Origin of the sequence: Prosthecobacter sp., assembly GCF_044226605.1 — a bacterium.
GTDB lineage: Bacteria > Verrucomicrobiota > Verrucomicrobiia > Verrucomicrobiales > Verrucomicrobiaceae > Prosthecobacter.
Window position 1 is genome coordinate 58,057 of sequence record NZ_JBGAGS010000032.1, and the last position, 21,465, is coordinate 79,521.

Genomic DNA, 21,465 nt, shown 5'->3' on the forward strand with positions numbered 1-21,465 from the left:
AGCGAGCAAAGTGTCCACAAATGACCAATCTTCAGTGTGCATCCGCTTCACCGGTTTGCGAGTAGTCGAAATAATGCGTGCAATCAACCTGTCACGGCTGGCCGTCCCTGATGGGGGCTCAATCCGTTGTCCAGAGTGTGTTTGGTACAGCATATGGAATAATATTTATGTTAACAAATACGCTCTAGACGAGAAAAATCGCGGATGTATTTCTTTATTTTGCTCCTTGACCGCCAAAGCTTTTATTGTGTGATGTAAATTGAGTGCCAAAGAGTTCCTGTGCCACGTGACTGCAAGGAGCGCAACGTGTCCTCACCGATCCCAGAAATCTGGGACCTCCTGCTCGATCTCACAAAGCCAGCTGCCATCCCGCTTCAGGCGTGAGGCTATCCGCCCGTCGATCTCCGTTTCGATCTCCCTCCGGTACAAATTCGCGTCCAGCAGCGTCCATTTGCCGCTGCGCAGCTGCAGCAGCTCCGCGATGCGGCTTCTCATCACCGCGCCCGCGCCTTTGTCCAGCGCCGCGCCGCTGCCGATGTCTTCGACGTAGATCACGTCGTACTTCGCATAATCACGCGCCGCGCGGTAGTCGTTCAGATCCACCGCAGGAATGAGGTGCGCCATCTGCGGGCCGCGATGCCCCGTGGCCGTGGGGATCTTCCACACACCACGCGCCGCCGCACTCTGCAGGCAGGCCATCGCCTGCTTCAGCACGTGCGTCTTGCCCACGCCCGAAGGCCCCAGCAGCGAGATCCACCGCCGCGGCTGCTCGCGCCGGATCACCGCGCTGCAAAACGCCATCACCGCCGGCAGCACCTTCCGCAGCCCTGGGTGATACACCTCAAACCTCCACGGCCACCCCGCCACATGCGCGTGGATCTCAGGCACCGATTCATCATCAGCGGCAGCAGCACGCGCCGTCACAGCGCGCAAGATTTGGGCAGTCGTTTGCATAAAAAGTGGGGAAGGGGCGGTGAAAAGTTTCAGGTTAAAAAGTTCGAAATCCAAAGCAGGCCGCAGCTCCGCGCCGCAGCGTGTCGCATCAGCGGCAACGTCCTCGTCACAGCCCGCCTGCACGTCCACACAGCGCCTTCACCCCGCGCAGCCGAATCACGAGCCAGGCGACCCCATGCGCCCTGGGCCTTCTCGCCCAGCGCCACAAGCCTCCGCCGTTCATCGCTGGGTCCGCAGCAAGCCACCGCCCAGCGCCGAGATTCTGTTCCAAAACAAATCATAAATCGTAAATCAAAAATCATAAATCATAGATTCGTCGCATTACGCATACCGCCCCGGCGCGTTCGCGCTGTCGCACCGCACCGCAGCCTGGCGCGGGCCCGCATGCCGCGGTTGCCGGCGTTGCAGCGCGTTTTGAGTGAAGGTTCTGGCATCGGCGCGCCAGTTGTCTCCCACCGGCATCAGGGCGCCATTGCTGCTGCGCAGCCACTGGCTCGCCTCGCGGGCCAGCCACCAGGACTCCGCCTGGTCTGGCGTGATGCCGATCTCCGGCGCGATGGCGCGCGCCTGCTCCAGCGTAGGCCGCACACGCTCGTGCGACTGCACCTGCGCTTGCCCACGCGGATGGATGGAATCAGGTACAATGGGGTGGGAGGTGGGTGGTGGGCGGTGAGTGGTGGGCATGCCCGCCGCATCCTCCCCGCATATGCTCCCGCAATGCGGCCGCATGTCCCCCGCATCGTTCCCGCACTGCGGCCGCATGTCCTCCGCATTCAAATCGTCCGGCGCAGGGCCGCGCAAAAGCGTCGCGGAAGGCGGAGGTGCAGGCGCAGGCCCCGAGTGCCAGCGCTTCTGCGCCGCCACACGCCGCTGCTCGCTCTTTTTCGCGATGCGCTCCCGCTGCTCCTTGCGCACGATCTCCAGCCGCGCATTGCGCCGCCGGCCATCCGCGTTTTGCGGCAGCTTGGCCAGCACGGCGGGCGTCACCCCTTTGCCCGCCAGGCGTTTCAGCGCAGGCGCATCCGGCGGCAGGCCCGCGTCGCCCAGCAGCCACTGGTGGCACAGCAGGCGCAGGTAGGAGAGCTGCTCCGCATCGCTCATGCCCGCCACGCCCACCAGCCAGCGCTCCGGGTAAAAATCAAAAGCAGGCGCATCGCGTACGGAAGGGGCAGGCAGGGTTTCAGGGTCGCTCATGGGGGAATCCTCCAGGTGGCAGGTATGGTCGGAGTGTTGTTTCACAAACAGGTATTTAATGATCGAAAGTGGTAGATCGCAGCAGAACCACGGTCCCCGGCCATCTTCCTCTTCCTCCTGCTCTTCCTCCTCCTCCCTCGGTTCGGAGATCCGGAAAAGGGAGGAGGAGTAAGAGTAAGAGTAAGAGGAGGAGAAAGAGCCGGACCGACGAGGTCAGGAAGGGTAGGGGTATCGTGGCGGCGGCGTGGGAAATCGTGGTGGCGGGAGGGGAAAGCGCGGCGGCTGCGGCGCGCCGCGCCTGCGGAGGCTGGCCTTGCGGCTGTTGCTGCGGTTGCGTTCGCTCAGCTTCTGCAGCTCCGCCTTCAGCTCCTCGCCCTCCAGCTTCAGGCACTTCTGGTGTCCCTTCAGCATGCCGCGGCGCAGCAGGGAGAAGTTCAGCTTCTGCGTCGGCTCGTCGTGCCCCGGCACATCATGCCAGGTGATGCCATGCCATACCGGCGAAGGAGCCCGGTACTCCGGCGGCCGTGGCGGCGGCTCCGAGCCCGCAGCAGCCGGCCCCTGCGGATGGGGTTGCGAACCCGTGCCCGCGCACTTTGCATGCGGCAGATCCGGCACCTTCTCGTCCTCCGCCTGCGGCGCAGGCGGCTCCCGTCGCACCCCCGGCCAGGCGACCGCCGCAGCCCGGCGCGTTTCCTCTGGTGTGCGTGGATCATCCGAAGACGTGCTCATGTAGGGAAGGGGGAGGAGGGGTGGGTGAAAGATCGAGAAAAAGGAAAACAGCAGCCTGCGCCAGGCCTGAAGCGTCAAAATCGCTGCGGGCGAAACTGAACGTGAAGCCGCCGCAGAGGCCGAAGCGTCCTGTTGCCGCAGCAGAAGCGGAACCAGCAGCAGCAGTGATGAAAAACGGAAGAGAAAGACCCGGGCCGGCGAAAGCCACTGCTGCAATTCGAAGAAGCTGCGCTGTCTCGGGATGGTATGCTCACTTGGAACTTAAAGGTGAATCGTTGGTGCTCGGAGCAAGAAGAAGAACAAGGCGAAAACAAAGGAAGAGGAAAAGCAGGCGGCTGCCAAAGGCGGTGCGAGCCGCAGGACTGAATCCCCGCACCCCGCACCGCCCCCAGGCAGCCCACTGCCCATCACACCACCCACACGTACCAAAAAAAATTCCTCGTCGCATGATCTGACAGTCTCATCGTCTCCTGGGCTGATTGTCTGACGGTCTCACAGTCTGACCCACTCACGCCGCCCGCGCGCTGCGCAGATCCGCCGCATCCATGCGTGCGATCGTGCGTCGCGTGCCCAGGCTCAGCTCCGGCTCGTAGCGCTCCTGCACGTAGCCCTCCGCCTCCTCCCACAGGCCGGCGGCCAGGTGCTCGCTCACCGACTGGCCGCGCACAAAGATGTCGTTCAAAAAATCGCCCGAGTGATCCAGCTCCAATGGAAAATGCCCCGGCCACGCCACCAGCTCGCCCACCACATCGCCCTTGAATTGCGGATTGCGCACCGCATCCAGCGCGGCGTGCACCTTGTCGGTTTGCTCCTGCAGCGCGCAGGCCAGCTTGTGCAGCTCCGTCGCCAGCGGATTGCTGCCATGGCCCTCCGGCTTGATCACACGGAGGAGGACGTCGATGTCGTAGGTTTTCATGGTGTTCAGTGTTGGTAGGTTCAGTTCAGGTGTGGTTTGTCGGTTCTAAAAAAAGACGTGGGCGCGTTCACAGTTCTCAGTTCACCGCTTACTGGCTCGCAGTCGCCCGCAGGCGGAGCGCAAAGAGGTGCGGACGCGCATGGCAGTAGAAAATGGTAGAAAGTGGTATGGACGGAAACGGCATTACGCTGCCGGGGCGCGGAGGGAGAGCCAGGCCAGCACGGAGGCCAGCAGGAAGATCAGCATGCACAGCTCCGCCACCGCACGCAGAAAGTCCTCGTCTGCGTAGCCGCGCTGGCAGCTCTGGCGCAGCGTCTGCCTGCGCCAGCCCTTGCGCTGCAGGCGGCGGATCTCCCGGTTGTTCCGGCAGGCGCGCACGCTCAGCAGCAGCAGCGCCGCTCCCAGCAGGGCGATCAAAAAGCAGGTCCACGAGTTCATCAGGAAGCGTGGCGGGCCAGAAGGTTGCGAATGCTGCGGCAGGCGGAGAGCCGCCGCTCCGGCGCCACCTCCTTTTCCTGCACCAGAAAGTCCGCCATGCTGGAGGCCGTGTGCCCCCGCTCCGCCATCTCCAGAAACAGCGGCAGCAGCAGCCGGAAGGCCGAGCGCCCCGCCCTCTGCGGCGGCAGCGTTTTGGCAGATTTGTTCATGAGTTCAGCCAGGGTGTGTTTCATAGCATGTTGTGGTGGTTTGTGGTTTGAGTGGAGGAAATGGCGGAGGAAAAAGCCCACATGGACCGCCCCCGGCGCGCCGCCTTCCGGCATCCGCGAGCACACGCCGCAGCCCCTGCGCAGGTCCCGCACCCGGCCCCGGCAGAGCCATGTCCGTCGGCAGTCCGCGCCGCCCTGGCCTTCCCCTCCGCCTTGGTTCCTTCGTTCGCCTTGCCGCGTGTTCGCGCAGATGCAGCCGCCGATTTCATCGCGCCGCCTCCTTTGCCATTGGGCGTGCGGATTTGCTGTGAGTGGGCGGTGTTTTGCCAAAAGCAGGCGATGTCTTCAGCCTCATGCACGGCACCTTCACAGTCGTGGGCGCTGTTTGCGCGTGGGTGCAGGAGTCCTTCACGCTCGGGCGCGGTGCTTTGGCGCGGCCTCGGGGCGGCTCCGGCTTGTTCAGATCCAGCGTAGGTGCAGGCGTGCGCCGGGGTTCCGGCGCCGCTGCTTCAGCATCGCCCTGAGGCGCATTCGTGAGCACCTCCGGCTCCGCAGCGCTTTTGTCCGCTGGTGCGGCAAGCTTTTCGCCCGGCGTTTGCGGCAGGCAGGCAGGCACCTGCAGCTCGCCGGAAAGCGCGCGGTCAAAGAGATGGCGGCACTGGCCCGCCAGCGTCCGGTTGTTTGACTCCGCGAGAGCCACCAGCCTCTCGTACTTGTCATCGTTGATGTATGCTCCTGCTAGTTTCATTGCTGCTGTGTGCTGCGGGTGTTAATCACCCAATGTGCCAGGGTGATAACCACCCGTCAAAATAAAATTCTTGATTTAATTATGGTATGGGTGATTGATGGTGTTAATCACCCCTGAAATTCCAGACGACTCATGCCCAACCAACGACAAAGCGGAACCAAGCTCGCCGGCGCCTACATCAGCGAGGAGAAGGACGAAGCGCTCGCCCGGATCGCCGCGGAGAAGGGCTACCCCAACAAGGCCGAATACATCCGCGCCCTGTTTGATGCAGCCCTGGCCGAAGCCCTCACACAAAGCCCCAGGAAGGCCCGCAAAGCGGCAAAACCCGCAAAAAAGAAGTAGAAGCAGCCCCCGCCGCTCCCGCCGCCGCGCTCATTGCGGCAGCCCTCCCCAGCCCCGCCTTCCGCCCACCGCGCACCCCCGCACGCCCCGAGGGATCAAGAAGCCCCCCCCTCCTGCCGGAACCCCTGCCGCAAGCCCCCCAGGAGTGGGACCATCCTGGTCCCCCGGCTGGAAATCGATGCCCCAATTCTACCTTGGCAACTTTTCAGGCCGTCCCTGAAAAGCACCGGGAAACTTTGACCCTCAGCCTCAGGCATCCGTGTCAATCCGTGCAATCCGTGGTCAAAAACTCTGGAAAAGCCCGCTTTGGCATCGCCGCACTCGGAACCCACCCAAGGAGACCTCAAACCCAGCGCCGAGCCCTCCAGCGCCCCCGCACGATCCCTCCGACTCACCACCCCAGCCGCCAGCCCCGCCCTCCCCGCACACCTCACCTGAACCACCCCGCGCGCGCCAGATTCCCGGCCCCCTGCGCCGCCAGCCTCAGAAAAAAGGCCCGCCGCGCCCCCGCGCATCGATTCAATAAAAGTGATGTTCATGCGAACAATTTGTTGCCAAATTCCACTGCATGCAACTCACTGCCTGTATTACACGGATGTGTGAATAAAACCTATGCCCGCCACCCGCACCAAAACCTTCCGCCTCAGCCACGCCCTGGCCGATGCCCTTGAACTCAGGGCCAAAGAATTAGGCTACGGCAGCGCCACCGCCCTGGTGGAGGCCCTCGCCCGTTACGACTGCCTCTGCCGCTCCCGCCACGGCGTCACCAAGCAGTGGTCCCAGCTCACCCCCACCGAGCAGGACGACCTCGACGCCCGCCTCCTCGCCCGCGTTTTAAAAAAACACGGCATGACCGCCACCCAAGCCGCCCAGGTGGACTGGCGGATGTTGTGAGGGGGGAGTGGGCGTAAATCCGTTGCCTTAGGATGCATGGCTCCTCCGATGCTGATGCTCATAATCACTGCTGACCCTCATTGGCACTCTAGGAATGCAGCTCGCTGTCTCGAGAGCCGCTGCTGTAAATGAGTGTTCTCTGCTGTCTTGTTTGCTCAACTCACCATCAATCATAACAATGAGCCCGACTTTATCTGATACCATGCTTGGCGGACCTGTAGGCCAAAATATATTGGTTCTCTGCGACGCCGCTGTTTTAATCGAGCGCGTGCCTTCAGGAGCAGTGGAGCTCTGCTACATCGACCCACCGTTGTTTCCGCACATTGATGAAGCTGCTGCCCAGGAGAGCACCCGGATCATGAGAGATCATCTACTGGCGTTGGCGAAGGTGCTGCAACAAGCTCGGCGCTGTCTTACATCGACGGGGAATATTTTTGTTCACTCCGAGCCGGAAATGAATGGTAGCATTCGGCTTCTTCTCGATCAGGTGTTCGGACGGCAGAATTTTTGCCAGGAGATCATCGTTCCGCGACCAACACCGAGAACCCGCGGGGGGCTTCCGGCTGGACACGACACCGTTTTCCATTTCAGAGTCGGTTCGGAGTTTGTGTTCAATGCTCAGATGCGGGCTCTGACGCCAGAGGAAACTGCCCGGCAGTTCTCAAAATCGGATGCTCGCGGCCCTTTTCGTCTCATGAGCCTTGTTTCACCAATATCACGACCATCCCTGGCTTTTGAATGGGAGGGGGAAATGCCGCCAAAAGGAAATTCTTGGAGATTTTCGCGAGAGAGATTGGAACAATTCCATGCTGACGGAAAGATCGTTATGGGTCCACCCGGGAGTCCACCGCGACTGAAGCAGTATGCTTCGGAAGCTGCCGCTGGAATAGATATTGGGACTGTATGGGATGACCTGCCGCTGAGTCTTACTGCGGGGGAACGTGCGGATTACCCAACACAGAAACCAGAGCTGCTTCTTGAGCGTCTGATCAAGATGGGTTCGAATAAAGGAGGATTGGTGTTAGATCCGTTCTGCGGCTCGGGAACCACACTCATGGCTGCGAGTAAATGCGGAAGACGTTGGATCGGCGGTGACAATTCCTCCCAGGCAATTGCAGTCGCAACACAACGGCTGCATCAAACGTGCGCACTCATGCAAGGAAGGGATTTCCATTCGACAAATGAGATGCGGCTCAAGGAAGGCTCTGCTCCACAAGCTGTTCCGTTAATAAGAATCGCCACTGGCTTTGACGACTTCATTGCCGGACCTGTCAGGTCTTTTGTCCGTGGTCAGCCCTTGGAAATTGAGGAAACGCGCACATACGAATTCAAAGAGGTCAGACCAGATAGTAAGCTCAGCGATATTGCCGATGTAGCCGAGAAGTATGCCGTGGCGTTCCTCAACAGCGAGGGCGGTCGCATTTTCTGGGGAGTGCGAGGCTCCGACAGGATCGTGTTGGGGACCAAATTAACTTTCGACGCACGAGATCGCTTGCGTCAAAATATCACCAGCAAGCTTGGCGCGATTCGCCCAGCTATTGATCCAACCGCTTTCCGCCTTGAGATTCACTTGGTGGAAGATCCAGGAGGCGAGACGGATTTGGTTGTCGTGGAGCTTTTTGTTCCGCTCATCAAGTCAAGCGCCCCCTATTTTGCTGGTGGTGTTGACGCGTTCGTTCGCCTCGATGGCGTGACAAGGAAATTGGCAGGGCCTGAATTATATGAGTGGATAGTGCGCCGTATGTCGAACCTTTGAATTCATTCCGGATGAATTCTCTTGCAATCGGTTTGGCTGAACAACACTGGATTGTCGCCGTCGTAGATCACCTGATGTCCTTGACTAGGCATTGAAAATGCAGCTTTCCGCTTCACCCGTCACCGCCGTGAATTTCCTCTCCACTCTCGTCACAGACCTCACTGCCGCCTAGCATGGTCCGTAAGCTTCAGTTCATTGGTTTCATTGAACCCGCTAAGCGCGGGATTACGAAACCATTGATCATTCAAGCAAAGGGCGCCGACGGCGTGCGGGAGACGGTCTTTCTAAAAACACTCGCAGGGTATGCTGACAGGCCGGAGGCTGCCGGGGTGGAACTCTTCACGACGCTGATCGCCCAGCGGCTGGGACTTAGAGCTCCTGAGCCGGTGCTAGTGGAGGTGCCCACCAAGGCCGGTCGGCTGGTGTATGATGCCCCTGCGCATGCAGAACTGCTGAATCAGAGCGCCGGTTTGAACTTTGGCACAGTGGCCTTGGGAAACGACTGGAAGGTCTGGCTGCCAGAACTCTCCACCCGGAGCTTCCCAGAAGAGATGGTGGAGCGCGTGCTGGCCTTTGATGCCCTGATCCAGCATACCGACAGAAGTCGCGACAACCCAAATTTAATGTGGAAAGGGCAGGTACTCGCCGTGCTCGATCATGAAAAAGTCTTCGGCTACCTCAAGCTGTCTGATGGAGAGGCGCAGCCTTGGCGGCGCTTTTTCCAAGCACGAACTGTTGCACGCCATGTACTGTACTCGGCTGGTCGCAGGCTGGCTCACCCAGATTTTGGTAAACAATTGTGGGAGAGTGTTTTGGAGCTGGAATTGGAGGGCGGCTTTGACGAATGCCACCAGTCCGCTGTGGCCGCATTTTCCTCCTCAAAAGTGGACTTGGCCCGAATTCGAGCGTATCTATCTACCCTGGCGGCGAATGCCGGGGACTTCTTTGACTACCTGAAAGCGTCTCTCCAAACATGAATCCCCACGACTATAGTTACAGCTTCCTGCGTTATTGTCAGGACCGTGAGGCGGGGGAGTTTGCCAATATAGGCGTACTTTTTTGGTGTCCGCAGGATCGGTTCCTCGGCTTCCGGGGCAGCCATCGTTACGCCCGGCTGACTCATTTTTTCGATGATCTGGACCGTGACGGCTACCGCTTGCTGGTTGCGCATGTGGAGCGCCGGTTTGACCATATGGCGGAGGAAATCCTCCATGGTCTGCCGCTCGATTCGCTGCCTGCCAGTGCGCGGGAACTGGCATTTAAAGTGGTGCCGGAAGATGATGGTTCGCTGCTTTGGAGTCCGGCCCGTGGTGGACTCACGGCTGATCCAGCCGCCGAGCTGACACAGGTTTATGATCGTTTCATCGGCAAGCACCATGAGGTGAAAGAAGCCACGCGCCGGGAGGATCAGGATGTTTTCCGCCAAGTCTTCCGTCCCATCTTCACCTCTCCAAAACTAGCCGGAAAGATTCATGAGCATGAAGTGGCGGCTCCGCTAGCCAGACACGTCTTCAAGAATGCCTGGAAGAACGGGGTGTGGAATGTTTATGAGACGCTGTCTTTCGACCTGACAGATCCTGATTCCATTGATCGCAAAGCTTACACTTGGCATAGCCGCAGCGAGTTTTTATCCCAAGCCAGCGAAGCGCCGAAGCTTCACTACCTTCTCGGCAAGCCGACCCTGCCTGGAAACGCGCGCCATTATGGCCGGGCCAAGGATATTCTGAACTCCTGCAAAGGCATCACTCTCATTGAGGAAGACGAAGCGGCCGATTTCGGACGGGACTTGGAGAGTAGGGTGCTGAGTTCGGAGCATGAGTGAGTGGTGATTGCTGCCATACTTGGAAGCCCACCGCGACTAAACTGACCCATGCCCATCAAACACGCCATCTGGAAAGTCGGCACAGACCCTGCACCGCTGATCACCACGAAGCTCACGAATGAGCAGTTGCTGGAGGACATGATCGTCGCCGCGCCGCAGATCCTCTCCAGCGAGTGGATGCTCATCGGCCGGCAGGAGCACACAGGCATGGGCGGCCGCATCGACCTGCTCGCCATCGCGCCGGATGCCTCGCTCGTCCTCATTGAACTCAAGCGAAACCGCACGCCGCGGGAGATCGTGGCGCAGGCGCTCGATTATGCCTCCTGGGTGGAGCAGCTCACAGCGGACAAGATTGTGCAGATCTACCAGCGCTTTTCCAAAGGCGGAGATCTCGGCGCGGATTTCCGCCGGCGATTTGGCGAAGAACTCGATGAGGAGACGCTCAATGAGTCCCACCAGATCATCCTCGTGGCCGCAGAGCTGGACGACTCCACCGAGCGCATCATCACCTACCTCAATGCGCGGGACATCGCCATCAATGTGGTCTTCTTCCAGGTCTTTCAGCACGGCACTGAGCAGCTGCTCAGCCGCGCGTGGCTCATCGACCCTGGCGAAACCCAGGTGAATGCCGCGACTGCGACCAAGGTGAAGGGAGAGAAAGAAAGGTGGAACGGCGAATTCTACGTGTCCTTTGGCGGCGCCGACTACCGCTCCTGGGACGACGCCATGAAATATGGCTTCATCAGCGGCGGTGGCGGGAGCTGGTACAGCCAGACGCTGAAGCTGCTGTCTCCCGGAGATCGCGTGTGGGTGAAAGTGCCGAAGACCGGCTACGTGGGCGTGGGCATCGTCAAAGAAGCGGTGCAGTCGATGAATGACTTCAAGGTGATGACACCTGCTGGCGAACGCCCCTGCCTGGAAGTTTTGAAGTTCGCGGATCTCTACAAGCAGCATGTGAACGATCCTGAACGTGCGGAGTATTTTGTGCGCGTGGAGTGGCTGGACACCCTGCCAACGAAACAAGCGGTGAACGAGCTCGGCCTCTTCGGCAATCAAAACACCGTCTGCCAGCCCAGCACGCCCAAGTGGCGGCACACCGTGGAGCGTCTGAAGACACACTTCACGAATTGGAACCGGCCTGCTTAGACGACTACAAAAAGATCACCATCAGCGACTTCCACAAAAACGCCCTCGACTACGCGCGCGGCGTCACGCACAAGATCATCCTCATCAACGGCCAGCGCCTCGCGCAGCTCATGATCGAGCACCGCATCGGCGTCTCCACCGTGCGCTCCATCGCCATTCGGCGCGTGGACTCAGAGTACTTCGAGGATGCGTGACGGCAGGGCAGAAGTGGCCCGTTTTTCACTGGATGTGACGAAATCCCAGCCGCCCGCCTCGCCAGCACAAATCCGCGCCCCCTCGCCGTAGCAGAAAGACCGCACCCCCGTGGTGGAGACTTCCCCAGAAGCGACGTATTCCCTCCCTCTGGGAAAGGTTCGGAGAGATTTTGTACTAATCCTAGGGGCAAATAAGCATTGGTTTAGTTTCGGCCTTCCTAGGCATAGGTTAAAAGATTGAGTGAAATGCAGATTGCGCTGAAGCAGAAGCCTGAGATCTTGATGATAACCCTCCCCTTGACCCCATTTTCCCATGAAACCCTCCCTCGAACCTCTCGTCCTCAGATCTCAGCCTGACGTCGGGGACGTGCATCCGCTTTCGCCGCAGTTTCGGGCGGTGGAGGTGAGGCTCATGAATGGCTCCGACATCGAGGGCAAGGTCCTCTACGCCGGCCCCCAGAGCTGGCAGGTGGAGGAATCCTTCGTGCTCCGCCCCGCCGCGTAGGGGGAAAGGGGAGTTGGCGAGGGTTTGCAGTGGCTTGCGAGGGTTTGCAGTGGTTGGCGAGGGTTTGCAGTGGCTGGCGGTTGTTGGCGATGGTTTGCAGTGGCTGGCGATAGTTTTTCGAGGCGCGTCCCTTGGTGGTGGTTCCTGCTTCTTTGTGGTATGAAGCATGCGAAGCGGAGCCTCGCCAAAGGCATTCCCCACACCCGGCATGGGTAAGGCGGGCTGTCCCCAGCCCGCCGCGTAAGGCCGCAAACGGCGTGCCACCCCTGGCCACGCCGAAGCCCATCCATCTTGCCAACCGCACCCGCGAAGGCCCAGCGCCTCAGGCAGGAGAGGGATCATCCTGATCCCTCAACGCCCCGCTCGCCCACCCAATTTTCAATTCTCAGTTTACAATTCTCAGTTTTCAATCCCGACCCCATCCTGCATCTAGGATCTAGGATCCAGCATCTAGCTACTCCTTCCCCTCCTCCTTCATCCGGATAAACGGCCTTAGCACCAGCAGCAGCAGCGGCGCCATCAGCACCAGGCCGCCCACGATGCCCCACATCGTCGCCGTATCGCGCGGGCCCTGCTCCGGGCAGTAGCGCGTCAGCAGCCACGCAAACACCGTCCCCGTCGTGATCTTGCCCAGGATCAGCGGCACCGCCGAGAGCGCCGCGTAGCTCGCCTCCTGCCCCTTCGGTGCGATGGACACCGCATACTCATACACACGCGGCGAATAAAACGCCTCCCCGATGGAGAACACCACCTGCCACAGCACCACCATCAGAAACAGCGGATGCGCCGTGCCCTGCCACGCAAAATACCCCCGGATCACCGCCTGCCCCAGCGGCCCGTCCGCCAGCCCCTGAAACACCTGCGGCGGCAGCGCCAGAAACACAAACGACAGCGCCGTGATAAATCCCCCGAAGATCACCATCGGATACGCCGGCATCTTCCGCGTCAGGATTCCCGCGATCGGTGCCAGGATCAGAATCAGCACGCTGTTCACCGCGTTCGCACGGCCCGCACGCGCACCGCCCTCCGCCCCCAGCTCGCGCTCCAGGAAAGTCGGCAGCACCCCGTCCATGATGCTGAACACAATTTTCAGCAGCCCGATCACCGCCAGAAACATCAGGAGCCGTGGAAACCCCGGATGACTCAGCAGCTTCGCAAAAAGCTGCGCGGATTTTTTGACAGCGGCGCTGACGGTGAGATTGGGCTCCGGTGCGGCTTCTGACGTGGATGCGGGCGCTGGGGTCGCGGCTGAGGATGCGAAGGCGGATGCTGGTGCCTGATATGGGTTGAGGCCGTCGGCTTGGCCTGTAGCAGTACCTGCTTCTGGCGCTTTGTTTTCGGCTTTGGCTTTAGCATCATCTGTGGCCGCATCACCACCACCACCATTCTCGCCCGGCGCATCCCGTTCACGCAGCAGCAGCAGCACCGGCAGCATCACCACCTCGATCCCCGCGCTCACCGCAAACAGCACCCGCTGCACGCTGTGCTCCGCGCCCCAGAGGTGCAGCGTCGCGCCATTGTCGGACAGGTTTTTCACCCCATCAAAGATGAAGTAAGCCGCCAGAAAGCCCAGGTTCAGCAGCGCATAAAAAACTGAAAACGCCACGCTGCGCTGCTCCGCCGTGCTAAATTTCCGCGTCGCCGCCACCAGCACCGGCGTGCACAGCGCCTCCCCCACCGCCACCGGCACCAGCCCCGCCACCAGCGCGATCCACGGGTTCGAGACCGAAATCATCACCACACGCGCCAGCACCGCCAGCGACACCCCGATCGTCAGCGTCCGCCTCAGCCCGATCGCATCCGTGATCGACCCCGCCAGCAGCGTGCAGCACGACATCATGAAGCCAAACGTCGCATACGCATACTGCGCCGTCGCCGTATCCAGGCCGCAGTCCTTGCTCAGGTAGCTCACCATCGCCACCATCAGGATCTTGTAGCACGTCACGCTCAGCAGCTTCAGGCCAAACGTCACCCACAGCCCCGCCGGCGCCCCCTTCAGGTTCGCGATCGCATACAGCCCGATCCCAAACGTCGCCCCGCCGATCACCCCGCCCGCCACCCCGCCCAGCGCCAGCTTCTTCATCGCCAGCCACCCCACCAGCACGCAGAAGAGCGCCAGCACCCCGCCACGCAGGAGGATCTTGTCAAAAGAAGAAGCAGTAACCGGAGAATCAGCCATGCCATGAGGGGAACAGCTTTTATGCCACCCGGTCAAGCATCTTGGGCGGCGAAATGGCGGGGAAGAGGTGCGGTGTGGTTAGCCCAACTCATAACCGGCCTCAAGCAATGTGGTGATCAAAAAGGGCGGCGCGCTTTGGAACACGTGGAGAGCACGAAACACCGGAACGCCCGTGGAACTCGGTGGCTCGAACCTCAAAGGCGCGGACCTGAGCCGCGGGAACCTCAGCGGCGCGAATCTCAAATTAACACTGCTCAATGACGCAAACCTCCGGGGAGCCAACCTCCGGGGCGCGAACCTCAGTGAGGCACTCCTCAACGACGCAGATCTCCAAGGCGCGGACCTCGGAGGTGCGAATCTCAGCGGTGCGGAGCTCAGCGACACAAGCCTGAACGATGTCAGCATCGGGCGCACCGTTTTCACTGAAGTTGATCTGAGGACCGCGAAAGGCCTTGAGTCCGTGCGGCATCGCATCCCGTCCTCTGTTGGCATTGACACGCTCTACAAATCGAAGGGCCAGATTCCTGACGTGTTTTTGCGCGGCTGTGGCGTGCCTGACAGCTGCATCGCCCATGCAAAGGTTTTGATGGTGGCGGGGGAGGGGATTCAGTTTTACTCCTGCTTCATCAGCTACAGCACGCTGGACGATGAGTTTGCGCGTCGTCTGCATGGGAGGCTTCAGCAGGATCATGTGCGTGTGTGGTTTTCGCCGCATGACATTCAGGGCGGCAGGAAGCTGCATGAGCAGATCGACGAGGCCATCCGGGTTTATGACAAGCTGCTCATCGTGCTGTCTTCCAACAGCCTGCGAAGCGAATGGGTGATGACAGAGCTGAAGAAGGCCCGAAAGGCGGAAAGAATGAGCGGCAAACGGAAGCTGTTTCCGGTGCGGATCGCGGACTTTCAAACGCTGACGGAGTGGGAGTGCTTTGATGCGGACAGCGGGCAGGACCTTGCGTCTGAAGTGCGGCTGTATTTCATTCCCGACTTTTCCCGCTGGAAGGAGCAGCATGCCTTTGAGTCGGGATATGCGCGGCTGCTGAAGGACCTGCGCGCGGATGAGAAAATAGGGGCTGGAGCTGCTCAGCCACAGTGAGCATGCTCCGGCATCCCCACAAAAATCAGCCTGCCTTCATGCTGACTGCGAGGCCTTCGTAGGCCCAGGACGAGGTGGTATCTGCCGCGAGAAGGCTTTGCAGGGCCTGCCCGCGCGCAGCGGTCTGTGCCTCCGCGGTGGTAAGTGTGCGTGTGCCCTCGGCGATCTCTTTGCGCGCCACCCAGGCAGCCTGGAGCAGAGGATCCAGGTTGGGAGAGCGCGCCTGCTTCATCAGTGGGAGGCGGCGGCAGCGCTGCACAAAGGCTTCATAGGTGGATTGGCCGACGAGCAGGCAGGTGCTGACGAGGCGGGCCACTCGCTCACGCGCCTGCTCTACCATGAGCAGGCCGGGCAGTGCCTGGACTGGCCCCATGAAGGATCGCATGCCGCCGCCCACATCTGGCGCGGCGGAGGTGCTTCCGTCGCTTTCCCTGAGTTCGAGGGCGACTGCTTCTTCGAAGAGGTCGTTGTAGCTGCGGTTTTCCCAGGACTCGTGGCTGGCGTTCATCCGTGGTGGCGGTTGTAAGTCCTACAGGATGGCAGAAGCCCTCCTGTGAGTCAATAGGGTTTCCGCGTGATCAGTCGCGGGTCTTGGCAGCCTTGGAAGGCCTGGGCTTGCGTACGGGAGCAGCGGCAGCAGCCTGAGACTGCGTGGCGTACCCGGTGTCTGCGCCGGACTCCAGCGTATGATCGTGAGCATACGGCATGAAGTGACGGTCGGAACCCTCGCGGTCCAAGGCGCATTTGCGGCTATATTGGCTGTCACTCAGAGAGCGGCCCAGCAGTTGAGCGTAACGTTGTACGGCCATGGTATCAGTGTTAGGTTAACTAATCGAAAAGTACAAAAATAAAATCGAAAAAGATAAGGAAAATTGGATGTAAGCAAAAAGCGTATTCTGTGCCGAATGCATCGGGAAATTACCTTGCCGAGGGCTGAGGGGCAATTATTATCGTTTTTATATCAATAAAATAAGCGTTTATTCATAGTTTTCGAGGTTGTAAAGATCGCGAAGGTAGAAGGAGAGAGCGATACGAGTGGCGGGCTCCACGCGGGATTGGTTTTGGTTCAGAGCCGACACGAGGAGTCCTGGAAGCCGCTCTGGGAAAGCACTGCGCCTGCGCGGTATTTCACAGCGGGCGAGGGCCTCGACGAGTTCGGACTCATCGGTGTGCTCCCAGCCGGCGCGGAGCATGGCGCGCCAGACCATCAGGCCCTTGATGGCGGAGGGGTCGGTGCGCACATCCCCGTCAGGCAGGCTCATGGCAAAGCACAACAGCCAGCCGGCATGCACAAACTTTGAGAGCAGCTCCGGGCACTGCCTGGAGTATTGCAGGTTTTCGCGGTCGGAGCAGATATTGAGCAGTTCGTCTACCGCCCAGGAGGGAAAGTGGCGTGTGGCCGGTTCCGCCATCACCTTTTGTTTCCACATCCCCAGGCTGGAGACGAAGTGCTCAGCCTCCTCCGCCGCATGGGCCTGCACGGCGGCGAGCTGCCCGACCGTGAGAGCCTGCGCACCGACGTGCAGCGCCCCCGCGCGGCGCATGAGGCGGACCGCCACATAGGCCCCTTGCAGACGGGCGATACGTTCCTTGATCTGGTAGGGGGAGTCTCTGCCGATGAAGGGCAGAACGTATTTCAGGCAGTGCTCCAGCCAGACGGAGTCCCACTGCTCCTCGGGCGGGTAGGAGTAGAGGCGGGAGACGAGGTCGCAGGCGGTTTCCTCAAAGAAGAGCATGTAATCTCCTTGGGTCAGCAGCACGGGAGAGAAGCGTTCCAGATAGCGCGCAAAGGCCCGCAGGTCGAGATTCTTGGTGGGCTGGCAGTGGCTTGTAGCCTCCTGCACCGCCGGGCGCAACTGCCAGTATTCTTCATCCAGGGCGTCATATTTGTGCACCAGATCCGCGATGAGGGCGGTCAGCAGATACTGCAAAGCGCCGATGCGCGCGACGGCATGGCCAAACTCGTGCATGAGGTGGGATGAGGCTGGCGCATACCACAGCGCCCAGCGGGGCACGCGCAGAAGGCCCAGCTGCGGCATGATGCCAAAGTCCGGCTCATGGCTGGCGAACACAGTGGGGTGTCGCAGGCTCTGGAGATCTTCCTTCAGCTGCTGGTAGGACTCGTCCCACTCGGAATTCGGTCTTGGCGCGGACTTCATTTCCCGCCACAGCCGGGTGGCGGCGTTTTGAAACATGGTGCCCAGTCCCACGCTCAGACCCACCTCGGAGCCAAAATGCTCGGGACCCCGCGCCTGGCTGGCGGGGTGCAGCAAGAGAGGGATGACGCCTTTGGAATGGTGCGCCAGCGCACGGTCGAGGTACACCCCGGCCTCGAGCAGCTCTTTCCGTGACAGCCGAATGTCTTCAGCAAACTGCACGAGCAGATTGGGGCGCAGGTGGCGGTCCTCGGGCGGAATGTGGTTGTCCTTCACATTCTGCAGCTCCTCCTCGTCCCGGCGAATGATATCGCAGTGGCGCACGATATTTTTCAGCGCGGTGGCCGCCATGTGGCGGGTTTCCAGCCGGACGTGCAGGGCTTTTTGCAGGGTGACGCAGCGCTCCACCATGCGCTCGATGATGCGGACGTCCTCACGCCACTTCATCTTGGTAAGGCGCTCGATTTCGGCGCGAACCACGCCAAGGTCTGGAGGGACCTTGGGGCAGCTGTGGCCGACGGGATCGTTGATCTGGCTGTGGGTGGCGGGGTCGTTGAGAGGGAGCGTGGCGGTGCGGCCATAGGATTCGCTGACGTCAATGCCGATGCGCAGGGACGTGCGCCGGACGAAGCGCGGGTCTGAGGCGAGGGCGGCGTCGAGCTTGGCCTGAAGACTGATAATCTGTTCAAACGACACATTCTCTCCCACCAAAATCATGTCTTCACCGCCAAAGATGGTGCGCTCATACCAGGGGTGGCCGCCTCCCAGCACTTGGCTGACTCCGTCGCGCAGATGGGCGAGGGAACCATGCCCGCGGGAGAGGCCGATCTCTGCATGGAAAGTGCCGTCAAAGCGGTGCGGAGGCGGGGCCTGCGGCTGTGCGGGCGGGGACACAGTCTTCACGGCCAGCTGCATGCTGTGCTCATAGGCGCCGAGGTCCACGGCGAGTTCTGTCTGGCTCGCCCTGAAGACGGACCTCTCCGCGCCATGCTTTTGCGAAGGCGCACCAAAGATCTCCTGATGCAGATCCGCGACTGACATGCGGGTAAGCAGGAAGAGGTAGCGGTCCAGCACCTCGGCGCTGCTCACCCAGCCATAGAGCACCAGATCCGCATCTCCGGCAGAGGCCATCATGAGGAGCGGGGGCCGCGGGGGGCGGGTTTCTTTGGCAAAGGTGCCGCACGTGCCGCGGTCGGAGTCGGCGGCCGGGGCGGCAAACTCGGTCATCACGCTCTGACGGAACACAGCATGAATGGCCTCCAGGATCCGGCTTTTGGTGGCCTCTGGGCCGGCCCATGAGGCGGCGGTAAGAACATCCCAGTCCGGCCACAGGAAGGTGGCGCAGAGCAAGCCACTCCCCCGCATGGTGGGCTCAAACTCCGCCCAGCTGGTGGCGACTACACCGTCCGGCTCTGCGGCGGCCTCCTGGAAAGGAAAATTGATCATCTCGGCCACGTCCGTGACTCCGGGAAGGCCGTGATCGTCGAAGAGAAAGGTGTCCAGGCCGCTGGTGCGCTGGATAGAGCGGAGGGCCCACAAGGAAGGGCGGTCGAGCCAGGCGAAAAGACGCCAGGGGCCGATCCGCAGTGCCGGGCCGCCCGCTGTGGGGGCGTCCCCGGAGGGGGAGGCACATTCCGTGCTGTAGCTTTTTTCGAGAGACTGCGCCACGTCTCTGTAGTAACGGGGATCCAGTTCCAAAAAATAATGTTGCACGAAGGCCGGGGCAAAACGCATGATTTGAGATAATGAGCGGCGATTCAGTCGTGAGGCACAAAATTTGTCAATAAATAAAACATCTGGGGAAAATTCGGTGTCCACTCACGAGCATTCAGGGGTTGAAGAAGAAATCAGACGAGGAAAATGCCTGCCTGAGATAGTGGATGCATCGGCTTATGGCGCTGCTGCGCAGCGCGGGTATGAGGCAGCGGTGCATTACCTCGCGAGCCTGATGCCGCGATTTCCGAACTGGACGGCGGAAGAGCTGGCAACGGTGCATGATTTGTATTTTGGCGAACTCTATCCCCATGCCGGGGAATGGCGCCAGCGGGGCCAGTTGGCCTCCTTCGGACCTTACGTGGGAGCGGACTTCCAGTACATCGAGGCGGAGATGCGGCTGCTTCTGCAGCAGTGCCAGGAACTGACGCTCGGCCTGGACGGGTATGAGGCGGGCGTGTTCCCGGCGGACCTTTTGAGATTCATCGCCTTTTTTCATGCGCGGCTGATTTTCATTCATCCATTCAAAGATGGGAACGGCCGCTGGGCCCGGCTGCTGACCTCCGCGCTGGAACTGCACCTGATCTCCGCGCAGCAGCGACCGCTGCTGCCGCCGCTGCCCAAACCGGTCTATATTCATGCACTTGGCTGTGCCCCTCAAAACCTCGCGCCTCTCACGGCGTACTATGCGGAGCACCGCGGGCTTTCCATGCCGAGTCTGCAGGCGCATCCCCCTCCGCTCAAAGTGCAGGTGACCTTTCGGTAGGGGAGCGGCTGAACTCAAAGCGGCTGGATGGCGGAACGGGCAGCAACGGCGGAGTTCCCCATTTCCACAAAAATCCCCCCGCCCGCTTCTCATCAATCCATGCTTTCATGAACAGACCCATCCTCATCCCGCGTTCACTTGCGCACACTCTCTTCTCCTAATCAAATGACTCCCGAAACCAAAAAGCTTTTCACCGAGGAGTATGACCGTCGCTGGTGGATGTTCCTGGTGCTGTCCTTTCTCCTCATCGGCCTCTTCGCCCTTGGCGCGTGCAGTTTCATCCGCGGCATGGTCATTGAGCGCATCTCGCAGAAGGCGCTGTTGCTCGCCAGCGTCGCCGCCACCTCGGTGTCCGCGGAGGATCACGTCAAAGCCTACAAAAGCCGCAGCGCCAGCAGCGCCGAATACATCGCCATCATGGAGGTCCTGCAGAAGATCAAAGAGCGTGCGCACGAGGCCGAGATGAGCCCGGACTACCTGTACACCCTCGCCCCGCATGAAGACGACGCCACCCTCGCCGTCTTCGTCGTCGATACCGAGCACTCCGCCAAAAACCGCTCCCAGATCGGCGAAGTCATGAAGTCCCTCCATCGCGGCCAGGAGCAGCTCATCGACATCCACAAGCCCGAAGTCGAGCCACCCTTCGTCGAAGACCAATACGGCAGCTGGCTCAGCGCCCACGCCCCCATCAAAGCCGCAGACGGCACCATCGCCGGCGCCGTCGGGCTGGACATCGATGCCCGCAAAGTCGAAGACGCCGTCTTCGCCTCGCAAAAAACCTGCGCCCTCGGCTGCCTTGGCCTCTGGGGCCTCCTCGCCCTCCTCTACCGCTTTGAGCTCAACAAGCTCGCCGGCCCCTACAAGAAGCTCGAAAACAATCTCCGCCTCGGCATCGCCCTCGCCGGTTACATCGGCACCAAAGGCTACCTGCAGGCGCTGAAGGACGGCAAAGTCGTCGCCCGCAAGCGCCGCATCTCCGTCATGTTTGTGGACATCCGCGGCTTCACCACCCTCTCAGACAATCTCGAGCCCGCGCAGGCCATGGGCCTCGTCAATCAGTTCCTCCAGATCATGGTCCCCATCGTCCACAGCAACCAGGGCTTCATCGACAAATACATCGGCGATGGATTCATGGCCTCCTGGGGTACACTCGAAGACGACGAGCACCACGCCGAGCACGCCGTCAGCACCGCGCTCGCCCTCATCGAAGCCCTCCCCCTCGTGCGCCAGTCGGAAGCCTGGAAAAGCTTCAAAGCCGTGGACATCGGCATCGGTATCGACACCGGCTTCGTTGCCCTCGGAAACATCGGCACAGACACCCATTTTGAATACACCGCCATCGGCGACATCGTCAACACCGCCTCCCGCCTCGAAAGCCTCACCAAGCAGGAAGGCAGCTCCATCCTTGTCAGTGAAAACGTCAATGCCGACGCCCGCACCAGCTTCGACTTCGAGTGCATCGGCGAGCGCGAAGTCCGCGGCCGCGCCCATCCCATCAAAGTCTATCGCCCCACCGGCCGCAAAGCCACCTCCACCGCCCTGCCACCTTGAATGGGGGCATCGCGGTGGGGTAGGGCGGGCTGTCCAGGCTGTGTGAAAACACTCTTTTTAGAGAGGCCTGCCCGGAATGCCGGTTAAATTCTGGCATTCTGCCAAGCGATTTTGCCTTCAGTGCTGTGCTGCTTTCCTGAGCGCTTGTAATGCGCTT

22 protein-coding genes are annotated in these 21,465 nt (G+C 60.7%); 11 read left to right on the forward strand and 11 right to left on the reverse strand.

Features of this window, described 5'->3' with window-relative positions:
* Positions 1–312: 312 nt before the first annotated feature.
* From ACILSO_RS29860 to ACILSO_RS29890, 7 genes are all read right to left on the reverse strand, one after another.
* Positions 313–954 (reverse strand): hypothetical protein, encoded by a 642-nt coding sequence (locus ACILSO_RS29860; RefSeq protein WP_395741155.1) that lies wholly within the window; start codon positions 952–954, stop codon positions 313–315.
* 321 nt (positions 955–1,275) lie between these two features.
* Positions 1,276–2,148: a hypothetical protein gene (locus ACILSO_RS29865; protein ID WP_395741156.1), complete on the reverse strand. Its 873-nt coding sequence runs from the start codon at positions 2,146–2,148 to the stop codon at positions 1,276–1,278.
* A 213-nt stretch (positions 2,149–2,361) separates the two neighbouring features.
* Positions 2,362–2,877: a hypothetical protein gene (locus tag ACILSO_RS29870; protein ID WP_395741157.1), complete on the reverse strand. Its 516-nt coding sequence runs from the start codon at positions 2,875–2,877 to the stop codon at positions 2,362–2,364.
* Between the two features lie 508 nt (positions 2,878–3,385).
* Positions 3,386–3,793: a hypothetical protein gene (locus ACILSO_RS29875; RefSeq protein ID WP_395741158.1), complete on the reverse strand. Its 408-nt coding sequence runs from the start codon at positions 3,791–3,793 to the stop codon at positions 3,386–3,388.
* Positions 3,794–3,976: 183 nt separating this feature from the next.
* Positions 3,977–4,231, reverse strand: coding sequence for a hypothetical protein (locus tag ACILSO_RS29880; protein ID WP_395741159.1), 255 nt, complete (start codon positions 4,229–4,231; stop codon positions 3,977–3,979).
* Entirely contained in the window at positions 4,231–4,464 is a 234-nt protein-coding gene (locus ACILSO_RS29885; RefSeq protein WP_395741160.1) for a hypothetical protein, read from the reverse strand. The genes ACILSO_RS29880 and ACILSO_RS29885 overlap by 1 nt, the downstream gene beginning before the upstream one ends.
* A gap of 241 nt (positions 4,465–4,705) precedes the next feature.
* Positions 4,706–5,188 (reverse strand): hypothetical protein, encoded by a 483-nt coding sequence (locus tag ACILSO_RS29890; RefSeq protein WP_395741161.1) that lies wholly within the window; start codon positions 5,186–5,188, stop codon positions 4,706–4,708.
* 132 nt (positions 5,189–5,320) lie between these two features.
* On the opposite strand from ACILSO_RS29890, the gene ACILSO_RS29895 reads away from it, so the two are divergent.
* The 8 genes from ACILSO_RS29895 (at position 5,321) to ACILSO_RS29930 (ending at position 11,847) form a co-directional block, all read left to right on the forward strand.
* On the forward strand, positions 5,321–5,530 hold the full coding sequence (locus ACILSO_RS29895) for a hypothetical protein (RefSeq protein ID WP_395741162.1): 210 nt from the start codon (positions 5,321–5,323) through the stop codon (positions 5,528–5,530).
* A 612-nt stretch (positions 5,531–6,142) separates the two neighbouring features.
* Entirely contained in the window at positions 6,143–6,424 is a 282-nt protein-coding gene (locus ACILSO_RS29900; RefSeq protein WP_395741163.1) for a hypothetical protein, read from the forward strand.
* 178 nt (positions 6,425–6,602) lie between these two features.
* Positions 6,603–8,180 carry a DNA methyltransferase gene (locus ACILSO_RS29905; protein ID WP_395741164.1) on the forward strand — a complete coding sequence of 526 codons (1,578 nt, stop codon included), beginning with the start codon at positions 6,603–6,605 and terminating at the stop codon, positions 8,178–8,180.
* Positions 8,181–8,353: 173 nt separating this feature from the next.
* The gene (locus tag ACILSO_RS29910) at positions 8,354–9,157 is read left to right on the forward strand and encodes a HipA family kinase (protein WP_395741165.1); all 804 of its coding nucleotides are present in this window, start codon (positions 8,354–8,356) and stop codon (positions 9,155–9,157) included.
* Positions 9,154–10,002, forward strand: coding sequence for a DUF3037 domain-containing protein (locus tag ACILSO_RS29915; protein ID WP_395741166.1), 849 nt, complete (start codon positions 9,154–9,156; stop codon positions 10,000–10,002). The genes ACILSO_RS29910 and ACILSO_RS29915 overlap by 4 nt, the downstream gene beginning before the upstream one ends.
* 48 nt (positions 10,003–10,050) lie before the next feature.
* On the forward strand, positions 10,051–11,148 hold the full coding sequence (locus ACILSO_RS29920; RefSeq protein WP_395741167.1) for a nuclease: 1,098 nt from the start codon (positions 10,051–10,053) through the stop codon (positions 11,146–11,148).
* On the forward strand, positions 11,130–11,342 hold the full coding sequence (locus tag ACILSO_RS29925) for a restriction endonuclease (RefSeq protein ID WP_395741168.1): 213 nt from the start codon (positions 11,130–11,132) through the stop codon (positions 11,340–11,342). Before ACILSO_RS29920 ends, ACILSO_RS29925 begins: the two co-directional genes overlap by 19 nt.
* A 313-nt stretch (positions 11,343–11,655) precedes the next feature.
* A complete protein-coding gene (locus ACILSO_RS29930; protein WP_395741169.1) occupies positions 11,656–11,847 on the forward strand; it encodes a hypothetical protein in 192 nt (63 codons plus the stop codon).
* A 454-nt stretch (positions 11,848–12,301) separates the two neighbouring features.
* On the opposite strand, the gene ACILSO_RS29935 is transcribed toward ACILSO_RS29930, so the two are convergent.
* Positions 12,302–14,026, reverse strand: a complete 1,725-nt coding sequence (locus ACILSO_RS29935; protein ID WP_395741170.1) for an MFS transporter — start codon at positions 14,024–14,026, stop codon at positions 12,302–12,304.
* 109 nt (positions 14,027–14,135) lie between these two features.
* Between ACILSO_RS29935 and ACILSO_RS29940 the strand changes: the two genes are divergently transcribed.
* Complete coding sequence (locus ACILSO_RS29940) at positions 14,136–15,122, forward strand: toll/interleukin-1 receptor domain-containing protein (protein WP_395741171.1); 987 nt, start codon at positions 14,136–14,138, stop codon at positions 15,120–15,122.
* A 25-nt stretch (positions 15,123–15,147) separates the two neighbouring features.
* Here ACILSO_RS29940 and ACILSO_RS29945 read toward each other — a convergent pair whose 3' ends face one another.
* The 3 genes from ACILSO_RS29945 to ACILSO_RS29955 all read right to left on the reverse strand — a co-directional run bounded on the left by ACILSO_RS29945 (position 15,148) and on the right by ACILSO_RS29955 (position 19,012).
* Positions 15,148–15,630, reverse strand: a complete 483-nt coding sequence (locus ACILSO_RS29945; RefSeq protein ID WP_395741172.1) for a hypothetical protein — start codon at positions 15,628–15,630, stop codon at positions 15,148–15,150.
* Positions 15,631–15,700: 70 nt separating this feature from the next.
* Positions 15,701–15,931 (reverse strand): hypothetical protein, encoded by a 231-nt coding sequence (locus tag ACILSO_RS29950; protein WP_395741173.1) that lies wholly within the window; start codon positions 15,929–15,931, stop codon positions 15,701–15,703.
* A 168-nt stretch (positions 15,932–16,099) separates the two neighbouring features.
* Positions 16,100–19,012, reverse strand: a complete 2,913-nt coding sequence (locus ACILSO_RS29955) for a hypothetical protein (RefSeq protein WP_395741174.1) — start codon at positions 19,010–19,012, stop codon at positions 16,100–16,102.
* A gap of 142 nt (positions 19,013–19,154) precedes the next feature.
* Between ACILSO_RS29955 and ACILSO_RS29960 the strand changes: the two genes are divergently transcribed.
* Positions 19,155–19,757, forward strand: coding sequence for a Fic family protein (locus ACILSO_RS29960; RefSeq protein WP_395741175.1), 603 nt, complete (start codon positions 19,155–19,157; stop codon positions 19,755–19,757).
* A gap of 165 nt (positions 19,758–19,922) precedes the next feature.
* Complete coding sequence (locus ACILSO_RS29965; protein ID WP_395741176.1) at positions 19,923–21,308, forward strand: adenylate/guanylate cyclase domain-containing protein; 1,386 nt, start codon at positions 19,923–19,925, stop codon at positions 21,306–21,308.
* The last annotated feature ends 157 nt before the right edge of the window (positions 21,309–21,465 follow it).